We start from the raw sequence: 14,086 nt of genomic DNA on the forward strand, positions 1-14,086 counted from the left end.
GTCGATAAAATTTAGATGTAATCATATTTCATAGATTGGTTTTTAGTTGGTTACTAGCACTCCGCACTTATTTAATGCGTAGTGTTTTAGACTTCCCTGTATATAAGAAGTTTGTTTTGGTTGTTGAAGGATAAATACCTGAACTATTTTTATCCTGAACTTTTAAAATTTTAAATTCAATATTTTTAGGTAAACCTTTAAAATCTCCTTTGCGATCGCTCACAGTTAATTTATTTTTAGAATCATCCCAAGTAAACTCAATTGTGGCATAAGCACCTTCTTCATAATTATAATTATCACGCTCATCATCGTAATAAGTAAAATGAGCATCTGCACCCGGATAAATACGAATTTCTATAGGGCCTAATTTTTCATTTGCGTATTGTACTTTTGGACCCAATGGAAGTATAGAACCTGCTTTTACATATAATGGCATGATGTCTATAGGCACTTCTTTTTCAATTTCCTGACCCCCATTAAATTTCTCACCTGTCCAGAAATCAAACCACTCTGTTGAAGCTGGTAAATACAACTTACGGCTTCCTGTTTTATCAAATGTCGCTAAAGAATCATTTTTTCCTTCGGTATACATCGCCTCTGTAACTGGTGCTACAAGTATCGATTTTCCAAACATAAACTCATCATTTAAGTCAAGAGCTTTTGTATCTTCTGAAAAGTCCATAAATAGAGGTCTCATTAATGTTGAAGCATTTGAAGTTACTTGCCAAGATTCTGAATAGATGTAAGGTAGTAACCTGTAACGTAGATTTATAAATTTTTCTACGGCATCAAAATTCCAGTCACCGCGTTCTCCTAGTTGATAAATTTCTCTTGGAGTTGTAGTTCCGTGAGAACGCATCATAGGAGTGAATGCTCCATACTGTAGCCATCTTACGTATAATTCCTGAAAAGAAGGGTTTTTAATTCCTTCAGGGTATTCCCAAGCAAAAAAGCCACCTATATCTGTATTCCAATAGGGTATACCTGCGGAGACAAAATTTAGCCCTGCTGAAATCTGATTTTCTAAAGTTTTCCAGTTAGAAACAATATCACCAGACCACGAGTTGGCAGCATAACGCTGTTGACCAGCAAATGCAGAACGGGTTAATATAAATACACGCTTATCTGAAGTTGTTTCCCGCTGGTGCTTATAAACACCACCCACAGTCATTAACGGAAACGCATTACGTACTTTTCTAAAAGAACCTAAATGGGTCTGGGTATCAAAATCTTTATCCTTAATATCCAAGTGATCTGGCTCTGTAGAATCTAACCACCAGCCATCAACTCCTTTTGAAAAAATGCCTTTATTTAAATAATCCCAGTAAATATCACGCGCTTCGGGGTTATAAGCATCATATACTTTTACGCCAGCCAAGGGGTCATCTGGCTTTGCAGGCCAATAATTTACCGCACGCTCAGGATAGGTAGTAAAATCAAGCAACATATTCTTGTCCTTCAATGTTTTAAAAGGAGTTGTTTCAGGACCAAAAGAAGCCCATACCGAAATAATTATGTGTGCATTTAAATCATGTATTTCTTTAGTTAGCTTTTCAGGATCGGGGAATTCTGGATTGCCAAAGGTCATGCCATTCCAGTTGTAATTATCTCCCCAATACTGCCAATCCTGAATGACACCATCAATAGGAACACCTAGATCTCTATACTTTTTTACAACGCCTACGGTCTCTTCTTGACTTTCATAACGCTCTTTACTCTGCCAGTAACCAAAGGTCCAATAAGGCATCATAGGAGCTTCACCGGTAAGCGTGCGTATTTGCTTAACAACACCATCTGCATTTTTACCGTACATAAAATAGTAATCTATGAGTTCTCCCACTTCAGAATCAAAAGAAGTTACCTCAGGATTATCATAGAAGGTGGTAGGCGCATAATTGTCCCAAAAAACACCATAACCTTTATTAGACTGAATAATAGGGACTACAGTTTCTTTGTTATCCTGACGCATAAACAATTTTTGATTGCGTTGTGACATTTTACCTTCTTGAAATTGGCCTAAACCATATATAAACTCGTCTTTATCAAGTTGAAATTCTTGCTTTACGCGAAAAGATGGCTCATTTACATCCATTTTTGGATCTAAATGGCTTCCATTACTTTTTTCTTTTAAAAGAGAAGTTCCTTTTATATCTTGAAATGACACAACCCCGGAAACTAAATCTAGAGCTACTATTAAATCATCCGAAGAAATTGTAACTGTATGTGCATCTGCATCTATTATTTTAAATTCAATTTGTTTAGGTTCTGCGATAACAGAAAGGCTATTTTTTTCAAAATCAAATCCTTTTTTAGATTTTAAAACACGCACATTTTTTGACGTATAGAATTGTAATTCGATTACAAGAGAATCTATTTCTGCTTTAAGGCCATGTTCCGTTTTAACATACGTATTCTGCCCTTGAATAGAAAGAATTGAAAAGAAAAAAATAAATAAAAATAATTTAAAATGCATAATTTTTTAGTTAATGATTAATTTGAACTGCTTATTTATAAATCAGTTTGGATATCCAGGGTTTTGATCTAGATTCGTATTATTATTTAAGGCTTGTTGCGGAATAGGGAAAAGGATTCTGTGATTTCCTGTAGGAGCATGAGAAAACCAAGATTTAGTTGTAAACACGCCAAATCGAATCATATCTTGTCTACGATGGCCTTCTTGATTAAACTCCCATGCCAGTTCGTCAAGAAAACGACCAAAAGGAATATCGTTCCCGCCTTCATTTGTGGTATTGTTTTCGTCTCTTAAACCATAATCATAGACAGCTCCTCCTAAAAGTTCTGCTCCAGTAACAATTGCTTTACTAGGGTTAGATTTAAAAGCTCTTTCTCTAACTTGTGTAACAATAGTTGCTGCCTCAGCCTCGCGTTGTGTTCTTAGCAAACTTTCTGCTTTCATCATTAGCACATCTGCATATCTAAACACAGGAAAATCATTATTTAAAATATTAGAACTTCCCTTTTCAATTTCAAATTTCCCAAAACGATATCCATGAATTGATTCTGACCTATCAATACTTGGAATTTCATTTATATAATTAAGAGGGTCTCCATTAAGTGAACCTAATTGAACTTCTAGCATTTCACCAGAAGACGCATATTGCTGCCCATAAATAAAATTATTAGTTAACCTACTGTCTTCCGAATCAAACGAACTAATAAATTGCGGAATCGCAGCCATACCTCCCCAAGGCGTTAATTCTAAATCATAAGTCGCTTGATTTGCAGGCTGTAGGGTCTGCAAATGAAGATCAAATGTATTCCACTCTGTCGTATAATTATCATCAATAGCTAAAGCAAAAATAATTTCTTTAGAGTTTTGATTTTCTGTAACAAATACATTTTTCTGATTAGGTTCAAGAATATAGTTTCCTGAGTTTATTACTTCCTGACATGCATCTATACAGTTTTGCCATTGTGGAGTACCACTAAAAATTTCTGCATTTAAATACACTTTAGCCAATAAAGAATATCCTGCCCACTTATTAAATCTTCCATACATTTCTGCACTCGAATTCTCAACAAGATCATCTAGGCTTTCCGTAATTTCAGAAACTACGAAGTTATAAACTTCACTACGCGTAGATTGCTCAGGCAAAAACCCTTCAGGAACATCAAATTGTGTAACGATAGGTACATTACCATATAAATCTAATAATAAGTAATAGTAAGATGCACGTAACACGCGTAATTCTGCTATTGAAGAGGCTAACTGTTCTTCCTTGAGTGGCACATACCCAGACTCAATCTGAAATATAATTTTATTACAATTAGTAATTCCATTATAAGTTCTTGACCAACCTTGATTTACAGGATCATCGTCAGCTGTCCATCTGTGTTGTTGTAAACGTTTGTAAACTCCACCATCAACCCATCCATTAGGACGTGCTGGAATAACAACCTCATCAGCCGTTACTTCTTGAGATCTCCATATACCATTCCATAGTAAAATTGTATTTCTCCAATCTACATAAGCAGAACTAACTAAGGCTGCTATATCACTTGACGTAGGTGTAAACTCATCAGCTATCAGATCTTTATAATTTGTATCTTCAAGACTTGTACAAGATGCTATTAGTAATAATACTGACAACATCGTAATTTTATATAAATTCTTAATATTTTTCATCACAGTTATTTTTTAAAAAGAAACATTTAATCCCAAAGTATATGTTCTTGTTGTTGGGTATTTATCACGACCATCATTCCCAGGGGCTAGCCCTCCTCTATTTACTTCAGGATCTATACCTGAATATTTGGTAAATGTAAAAGTGTTTAATGTTGAAAAAGACAACCTAGCTGATTTAATATGCTTTCCAATCTTATCGAAATTATAACCTATAGTAATATTGTCTATCTTCCAGAAATCTCCGTCTTCTATATAATGACTGGTAAACTCTTCTGGAGCGTTTAATGCTACATCTTTACCAAAAATCGGATCTTCAGACGAGGTTAGCCTGTTATACTGCTGAATGGAAGGGTTTTCAAAATACATACGTTCAAAATTTAAGATTTGATAATCAAATGCACCACGCATTGCAACTGTTAAATCAAACTGTTTATACTTGAATGAGTTATTCCAATTAGCATAATATTTTGGAAGGCCATTACCTAAAACCTGCTTATCTTCAAAACTATGATTAAACTCATCATAACTTTGCGTTTCCCCTTCTGGGGTTTCATAAATCCATAAACCGTCGTCATCAATACCTGTTACTTTGAAACCATAAAAATTACCAACAGCTTCTCCTACTTTAACAAGATGGGTAAAGGTTGTTATTGGTGAGCCAGTACCACCTGCTGTAAAAAAATCGTTGGTTGATTGATATAAATCGTTAGAAATACTTACCAGCTTATTTGAGTTTGTAGAAAAATTTAAATTTGATGTCCATTCAAAATTTTCATTCTGTACTGGAATAAAATTTAAAGCAATCTCTAAACCTTTATTTTTCATTTTCCCAACATTGGCACGAGTTGTAGGATAAAGATTTGGAGGCACAGGAACCGAGTAATCATATAGTAAATCGTTTATATCACGTTCATAATAATCTACACTTCCACTAATTCTATTATCAATAAACCCAAAATCGAGCCCTAAATTAGTTTCACGTTTTTCCTCCCATTTCAAATCAGGATTTGCATTCTGTGAGGGAACCAATGTTCTTATCCATTCGCCGTTGTAGTAGAAATACGAGCCAAACCCTAGTAACGGAACCGCACCAAAGGCACTCCCATTAGGTGTACCCGTAACACCAAAACCCGCTCTTAATTTAAGGTTGTAAATAAAATCAACATCTTTTAAAAACGATTCTTCTGAAATTCTCCATCCTGCCGAAACAGCTGGAAAAGTCCCCCATGGTTTTTCAGTACGATATAATTGACTAGCAGCTTCATGACGTACACTAGCCATAAATAAATATCTATTATCAAAATTATAATTTAACCTATTAAAAAATCCTATTAAATTTGATTTGGATGTTTCGCCTCCTACTGAAGCATCACCTTCATTTATGCCATTACCTAACCCAATATTATGATATGAGAACTCATCAGTTGGAAAATCTCTATTTGTCATTGAATAATCCCGATAGTAACTTTCTTGATGACTATATCCCGTTAAAAATGTAAAAGCGTGTTTATTTATAGATGCGGAATATTGTGCAGTTAACTCGAGTAATTTCTCCTGAGTTTCTCTGGTTCCATTATAAACAAATCCATTCAAACCGTTTTTTACATTAGATATATGATTTTTAGTTTCAGCATAACCTCGCGTTTGATAATAACGACCTAAAGAACCTAATGCATTAAGCTTTAAACCTTTTACAGGTTCATAAGTTATTTTCGTATTATACCTACTAAATAAAGACCGTTCCTCTCCATCAGATTCATAAATACGAGCCAAAGGGTTTTCATAATCAAAATTCCCTGGGCGTTCAAACCAGTTTCCTTCTGCATCATAAATAGGCTCTGTTGGATTTCTGATTAATGCTTGCCTGTAAGTATAGTTTTGATCTGTAGTCGTTGTGTTATTTTGCGAACGACTTATCATTCCAAAATTAAATTTCAATTTATCATCAAGCATATTGTGATTGATGTCTATACGTCCTGAGAATGTTTTATTATTTGATTTTAAAAACACCCCTTCTAAACCTCTGTAATTAATATTAGCTATATAATTTGTTTTGCTATTGCCGCCTCTTAAAGTTAAATTATGTACTTGGCTAAATGGTGTGCGTGTCATTTCGTTTAACCAATTTGTTGAGCTTCCAAAATCCTGACTAGGATCTCTTTCTCCTTGTTCAATCTGACGTCTATAATCATCAGCAGATAAAACATCCAATCGGTTTGCAATTTCCTGTGTACTTACACTTACCGAATAATCTACTCGGTTTGTATAAGACCCACTAGCTCTTCTAGTTGTTATTAATATTACCCCATTTGTACCTCTGGTACCATAAATGGCAGCAGCCGACCCGTCTTTTAAAACATCAATAGACTCTATATCTTCAGGAGCTACCGTTTGAAAATCTCCTGGAATTCCATCAATAAGAATAAGAGGGCTACTAGAACCTATTATGGAGTTAGTACCTCTCAAACGTATTTGAGAACCTGCACGAGGATCTCCACTATTCATAGAAACCGATAAACCTGCCACTTTTCCCTGAAGTAACTGGCCTATATCATTGACATTACCTTTTACAAATTCATCTGACTTTACTGAAGACACAGCACTTGTTACATCTTCTTTTCTTTGAGTACCATACCCCACTACTACCACGTCATCAAGAGATTCTACATCTTCAATTAACGCAATATCAATTTTGCTTTGACTGCTTACCTTAATCTCTTGTGTTTTAAACCCAATATAGGAATAAACAAGAACTGCTTCTGAAGATGCTTTGATGGAATAACTTCCATCAAAATTTGTTATATTACCATTGGATGTGCCTTTTTCTATAACATTAACACCGGGTAACGGCATGTTATCTATAGCACTGGTAACCAGTCCAGATATCTTAATTTCCTGAGCATATCCTGATAATACAAGAAAAAAAGTGAAGATTAAAAACGAACAAAATCGATTTCGTTTTAGCTTAATAATTGTTGTTATTTGCTGCATTCTTATATAGTATTTAAAGTTGACATTTTTGAATATAAAACCTCCATAATCAATTATAGATGCTCTATACTTTTGAGGTTGAATTATAGGTATTGGTTAAGTACCCCTTTTAAAATAATCTACACCTCTTTATATTATAGTCTAATTCATTTATGATTAAACTATAATTTTGGCTCTTCATATAATTATTACCAAATACCTCATAACTATTATACTGGTACTTATTCAATAAAATTATAGATCCGAAACTATATGAAATTTGATTTAGTTAAGATTTATATTTTCTCAATACTTAAGACAATTATATGTTCCATTTTTAATAAAAATCAACATATACTCGTTAAATAGAACAACATTAAAACTAAAGTTGAAAAATTTTAAGATGATGAAATAAAACGTTAACTAATTAGGACAAATATCTATAAATCAACAAGTAAAGAAGTAATAACTATGTTGAAACAAATAACACTCAGGTTGATTTCTTTGCGTTTTCAGTGTACTTTGAAGGATTATACCCATAAACTTCACGAAAACATTTACTTAAATAGCTAGAACTACTAAACCCTACTCGATCTGCAATTTCGGCAATGGTTAAATCGCCTTCAAGTAATAATTGCTCAGCTTTTTTTAATCTTAAGTTTCTTATAAATAGACTGGGTGATTCTTCTAGTAGTTTTGTCAATTTTTTATATAGCCCAGTTCGTTCCATATTTAAATCGCTACTAAGCTCTTCAACAGTATATCCTGGAATATTTATATTCTTCTCAACAAATTCAATAGCCTTGTTAAGAAAAGCAATATCGGCAGGCTTTTGAAATTGCTCTTCTGCAGTAGAATCACCTATTTCTTCCTGTTTCTCTTGGATGTCTTCAAAAGCTTTGCGCTGATCAATTAAATTACGTATTCTTAATAAAAGAATTTCCTCCCTATGATGCTGCTCTATTTTCTCTTTAGTATACCTAAGATAGAAATATAATGTTCCTGAAGTTATTAGAATAAAGGCTATTAAATAGCTAATATAAGCAGCTGTACTTTTCCACCATGGTGGCTGTATAGTAATATCAATTTTATGGGCTTTTCCTTGCCATACATCTACTTTGTTTGATGACATAACATTTAAAGAATACGCTCCTGGTTCTAAATTTGTATAGCTAATAGTTAAGAGTTTCCCAGATGCATGACCTGGTTGCAGGGCAACCCAATCTTCATCTACGCCTTCCATCTGATAACGATAATAAGTTTTTTCTGGATTAATGTAATTAAGGGATGCAAAGTCGAATGCTAAAAAGTTATCATTGTAGTTAAGTGTAATATCCTTAACAAAAGGAGTCGCCTGTGATAAAAGAACTTTTTTTCCATATATACGTTGATGCTCTATTTTATTTCCATGGACTCTAATAGATCTCAAAAGAGGTTTAAAGGGCAAATCTGGTACAGAAATATGATTTGGAGATAAGGTATTAAACCCATCAATTCCTCCAAAAAACAAAGTCCCATCTTTAGATTCAAGGGCGGAAGAATTTAAATATTCCCCAGAGAGCGTTCCATCAAAATAATTAAAATTAGTAAAGTAGATTTCTTGAGAATTTGTATCAACATTAATTTTAGAAATACCATTACTTGTGGTAACCCATAATTGCTTATGCTTATCTTCAATTATTGCGTATACAGAGTTATTGACAAGGCCATCTTCTACATGAAAAGTTTTTCCTGTTTGATCTTCAGGTGTAAAAAGTTTTAACCCATCCGATGTTCCAGCCCAAACCCAATTGCGACTATCTGAAAATAAAGTGTTGTAAGTTTTATTCTTATAAATATTGTTTTCACTTCTATTTAATTGTTCAATAACTTCCCTAGACAAATTTTCTACATATATAGAGGTTAAATAGGTACTGTCTTTGGATGTGGTATGATATTGATAATAACCTGAATTTGATTTCAGGTATATTTTACCAAACTCATCTTCTGCAAAAGACCAAATACTTAAATCTTTTGAAGTTAAATTAGGAAAATAAGAGGTTCCAATTTTTTGAAAACTAAATCGGGAAGGATGGTAATATAATAATCCTCGATTATTAGTGCCAATCCATAAGGCCCCTTGCTGATCAAAAAACAAGGTGCTGATATCTGTATCTACAACCTCTTCATCAATGGTCTTTAGCGATGGAAAATAATTCTTAACACCTCTTTTATCATCAATTTCCCAAATCCCTTTTAAACTACTCACGTAAGCCTTCTCATCATTTGTAATTACCAGTGTATTTAAAGTATAAGAGGTTTCTAGTATAGTTTTCCAATTCTTCGTTTTTGGATTAAAGTAGAAAAAACCGCCCTTGTATCCATTTCGAAGCTGATAAAATCCCTCTTTGCCTTTAACAACCATAGAGGTTCTATCAAAATATTGTACTTCACTTAGAGCGTAAGGACTTGCACCATAAACTTTTTCTTGTGTATTAAGATCGTAGCAAATAACTTCTCCCGTATGATAAAAAAGATACAAGAAATTCTTATCGCTACCCAAATCCTGAAGTCTTCCCCCATCAGATATATTTTTAATTAAAGTATTGGTTTCAGGTTGTATTAGTCCATTTTCAGTCAGTAACCACATCCTCTTATAGTCATCCAAAAAGAAATCTAGAATCGTAGAAGTCACACCCTTACTTCTAAAAATTTTATTAGGCTCGGGTATATATTGTTCTATCTTTAAATCAATACACATTAATTTGTATTGATCTTTTATCCACAGTAAGGAGTCTTTACTTTGATAAACACGATAATGCCCATCATATTTTTTTAGGGTTGTTATATCCTTATCACTACGATGTATGTATTGGAATTTAAAACCATCATAAATATTAAGATTTCCGTTTGTAGTAAAAACCATTCGACCATCAACAAGCTGAAGAATAAATCTCACCTGATTATCACTAAGACCATGAGTGGCATTTAAACGAGAAAACGTAAAATTTGAATTCTGGCCTACCACTACGTTTGATAGTAATAGGATTAAAAGAAGTATGTTTTTTAATTTTTTGCTCATTCTAATATAATGAAGTGATTTAAACTTTTTATAAAAAAAATAAAAGGGTTGCCGATAATTAGTGTTACCACACGTATAAATACTCAAAAAACACCCCATTATGTACACAGTATTACAAGTACATTATAGAATTTGAAATTATCCCATACGACCATTACCAAAACGAGGGTTTCCTACAAAAGCCCCTTTGGTTGAGATCGTCAATGCATGTTGTTGTTATATAAAACTTAAAAACAAATAATCGCCACCCCATAAAGCTCTAAGCTTTGTTTCTGTACTGGCAATTTAATGAAAATCTGTATTGGATTTGCTTATTCCCATAAGTTATCTTGGGCAATCGTTTGCATTTTCACTTTCAAAGATAATTTAATCCATTTAAAGTAGATATAAAAAAAGTTTAGGAAAACTAAATCATTTATTTTAGAGGATTCTCTTCTTGTAGCGGGAACTGGACTCGAAATAGTGCCCTTCGGGTTATGAAGCTTAATCCCTTATCTTATTCTAAATATAAATGGCTTTTAAAGCTTCCATATCGTCACTAACCTTTCTTTCTACCTCTTTTGAATAAATTTGAGTAGTTGTTATTCTGGTGTGCCCTAATAATTTTGATACAGTAATGAAATTATAAAAAATCAAAACACTGAAAACTGTACACAGTTAACAGTGTTTTTATATAACCTAAGACTAGGTTCGTCGGGGTGGCAGGCTTAAATTGAAACTGCCTTTTCCTCTATTATTACTGTTATTCTGTAATTTTCATTTATTCATGCACACCTAATTGCACTCTAAAACCAAGAAAAGAACTTTGTACATATAATTTGCTCTCTTTTGATATCATAAAAATATGAAAAATATTGAATATTAACTTTTAAGGACGAGACTGGTGTGAAAAAACAGCACTCATTGTGTGATATATAAATCACCGTATACTATACTAAATTATCTCTTCTAATACAGATTTCCATATTATAAATCCTTTTTTGTTATCTGAATAATCGTGCATAATTCTAGCAAAGTTTTCTGGACTATTTTCTAAAAATGCTTGTCTTCCTTTTTCTCTAATAACGGTTAACTGGTTGTCAATTTGTTTTACTTCATCTATTAATGATGATTTATTTTTCGGGCTATGCCAAATGTAAGTTGCTTCTTCTGTGTCCAAAGTCTCCAAAACAACAAAATAACTTTGCTCTCCTGCAAGCAGAAATACGAATGAAAATGGATTGAGGACAAAACGAATTTTCATTATTGACCTTTCATGTCTTTCTGCTAAATATTGAATGTGTTCTGAATGTTTGTATAGCTTATTTTTCAGAATTTCATTTAACAACTCTTCTGCATTTGAATAAATTTTATCCTGCTCTTGTAATTCATCAGAAGTCAGAATGTTTTGATTTTTGGGACTGAATTGTTTGAGCAATCTTTTATTTAGAAACTGAAATTTCACGCCCTCAACCACTTCTTTATTGATGCGGTCAATAGTAGTTGATAGTGCCAATTGAGAAACCAATTTCCCGTTTTCAAATTCAGCAAACAATTCTACAACAACACTTTTTGACTTTAGAGTTTTGATAAAATAGGGTTTAAGCACCTCAAATTCTGGTCTAATTTCATTATTTTCAACCTGAAATTGAAGTTCGGTATTCATCTCTACAACTGAATATTTGAACGCTACACTTCCGTAATGAAACTCCAATTCCTCAATTGGAACTTTGATTTTCTTTTCTATGGTTATAACGTGGTTTGAAGTTGTGATTTCGTCCTTTGGTTCATCAAACAAAGTTGCCTGCTTGTCAATTTTTCGATAATACGTATTTCGCTTTAAGTAAAGTTTGTTGAGATAACCAATCTTATAATCTCGATAATCATAAATGGTCGGATTTATTTCCGAGCGTTGCACCCTGCCGATATATTGGATTAGTTTGCCTTCAAAAGAAAAGGGATAGACCAAAAACAAACAGCTAATATTTTGCAAATCTGTTCCTTCTCCAAAATATTGTCCTGTTGTAATTAAAACCTGAAAATTCCCTTCTTGTAATGTTTTCCATTTGGCTTTTTTAGAAGTTTCTGAGTCTTCTCCACTGAGTGTAACGGATTCATACGAATGTTTTAAAAACAAATAGAGCGTATCAATATGCTCTTTTCGTTCGGTGATGATAACCGCTTTCTTACCTTGATTCAGTTCTGTTTTTACATCTTCAAATATCAGTTTGTTTCGGGCAGTATCGTGAACTAAAATTTTTGACAATGTTTCAAAACTATCTGTCTTAGAATTATATGGAACATTTAATTCCGAGTTGCGGATGATGATTTTCGCCTGTTTATAATTTTCAATTTCAGTGGGTTGAATATTGGCAATGATTTTTCCCAAATGGGTGAAAATCATTTTGCCATCACTGTATTTTCGGAAAGGGGTAGCGGTTAATCCATACAGATAATAAGCTTGTAATTTTTCAATCGTATTTCTGAAAGTTTCGGCAGGAACGTGGTGGCATTCGTCCACAATGATAGTTCCAAATTGATTTTGTACAGATTCTATTTGCTTTGGTAAACTCTGAATAGTTGCCACGGTAATTTGTTTACCAATTTTTGACTTCCCTTGACCGAAAATACCAATATCTCTTTTGGGAATACCCAAAAATGCTTCAATCCGTTCTGTCCATTGTTCCAATAATTGTTTTCGGTGAACAATAATGAGTGCAGGTTGTCTTTTATCCGCAATTATTTTCAACCCAATAACTGTTTTTCCTGAACCTGGCGGTGCAACTATTACTCCATAATCCTTTTTTGAAACCGTTTCAATTACACATAGTTGATGATTTCGCAAAGCAGCATTGAACGCTAAAGGAATAGATGGTTTTAGCTTTCTTTCATTTAGAAAATCAAATTCAATTTGTGATTCCTTACAAAATCGTAAAAGCTTGCCGATAAATCCCCGAGGAATGAAAATTTCACTTTCTGATTCCTCAATCAGTTTAAAATAACGGACTGTTTCAAAGGTGTTTCTTCCTGATTTCTTTTTGATGAAAAATTCAGAGTTTGCAAAATTTAATTCTTCTTTCAGAAAATGAGTAAGTGATGGCGTTAATCCATTTCTGCTGATTCGTATCGTATTGTTTAAAGAAATGCTAAGTTTTCCATTTGTTGGTTGCGGTATTATTATCGGAACATCAGGCGATAATGATTTGTACAGTTCGTCTAAATAATCCGTAGAAACCTTTTGAACATTTTTCAGAAAATCCCATTGGTCAGTGAATGGCTCAAATGATTCGGGATTGACAAAACAGCTATTTCCTTTTTCAAAAGTTGGTTTAAAAAATGGCAATGCAATCAAGTTCCCAAAGCCTTTACCTGAAAGAAAATCCTGATTGGGAAACAATCTATCAAAACTGGAGCTTTTATCAAACATTGAAAACGCTCCCGATTGTTCTAAAATTGAAATGAATATTTTGCGACTTCTTATGGCGGGATATGGTTTATCAAAAAATATCCAAACGTGTCCGCCATTTCCTGAACGAGAACGCTCCAAGTAGGCTGGAATTTCTTTTTCTTTACAAGCATTAAGAAAAATAACGGCTTCATTTTGCCAATTCGCTTTATCAAAATCTGCTACTAAAAACCAAGTGGTATTGTCTTGTAATAGAGGATAAATTCCAATATGATGAAAACCCTCCAAATGCTTTTGGATCTGTTCATCTGTATATTTCAGATAAGACTTTTCGGTGAAATTCTGAAATGTCCCACCATTCATTTTATGAACCCGAAGACGATATGGATCATAAAAATAGGCTGGCATATAACCCGATTTGTTTCCTTTCTCCCAACGAACAGCAAACACATCTTCACGACCTTTGAAAAGGAAGCGGAAAAATTGAATTTGAGGTAAAGGGGAGACATTCATTGAAAGGAAG

Annotated in this window: 5 protein-coding genes; all 5 read right to left on the minus strand. The window is 33.4% G+C overall.

Annotated features, from left to right (window positions below):
• Positions 1 to 67: 67 nt before the first annotated feature.
• The 5 genes from QLS71_RS02945 to QLS71_RS02965 all read right to left on the minus strand — a co-directional run bounded on the left by QLS71_RS02945 (position 68) and on the right by QLS71_RS02965 (position 14,076).
• Positions 68 to 2,473 (minus strand): TIM-barrel domain-containing protein, encoded by a 2,406-nt coding sequence (locus QLS71_RS02945; protein WP_308990425.1) that lies wholly within the window; start codon positions 2,471 to 2,473, stop codon positions 68 to 70.
• A gap of 42 nt (positions 2,474 to 2,515) precedes the next feature.
• Positions 2,516 to 4,147 (minus strand): RagB/SusD family nutrient uptake outer membrane protein, encoded by a 1,632-nt coding sequence (locus tag QLS71_RS02950; RefSeq protein ID WP_308990426.1) that lies wholly within the window; start codon positions 4,145 to 4,147, stop codon positions 2,516 to 2,518.
• 12 nt (positions 4,148 to 4,159) lie between these two features.
• On the minus strand, positions 4,160 to 7,138 hold the full coding sequence (locus tag QLS71_RS02955) for a TonB-dependent receptor (RefSeq protein WP_308990427.1): 2,979 nt from the start codon (positions 7,136 to 7,138) through the stop codon (positions 4,160 to 4,162).
• A gap of 469 nt (positions 7,139 to 7,607) precedes the next feature.
• Positions 7,608 to 10,178 carry a helix-turn-helix domain-containing protein gene (locus tag QLS71_RS02960; RefSeq protein WP_308990428.1) on the minus strand — a complete coding sequence of 857 codons (2,571 nt, stop codon included), beginning with the start codon at positions 10,176 to 10,178 and terminating at the stop codon, positions 7,608 to 7,610.
• A gap of 934 nt (positions 10,179 to 11,112) precedes the next feature.
• Positions 11,113 to 14,076, minus strand: coding sequence for a DEAD/DEAH box helicase family protein (locus QLS71_RS02965; RefSeq protein ID WP_308990429.1), 2,964 nt, complete (start codon positions 14,074 to 14,076; stop codon positions 11,113 to 11,115).
• Positions 14,077 to 14,086 lie beyond the last annotated feature (10 nt).

This window comes from Mariniflexile litorale, assembly GCF_031128465.2.
Taxonomy (GTDB): domain Bacteria; phylum Bacteroidota; class Bacteroidia; order Flavobacteriales; family Flavobacteriaceae; genus Mariniflexile; species Mariniflexile litorale.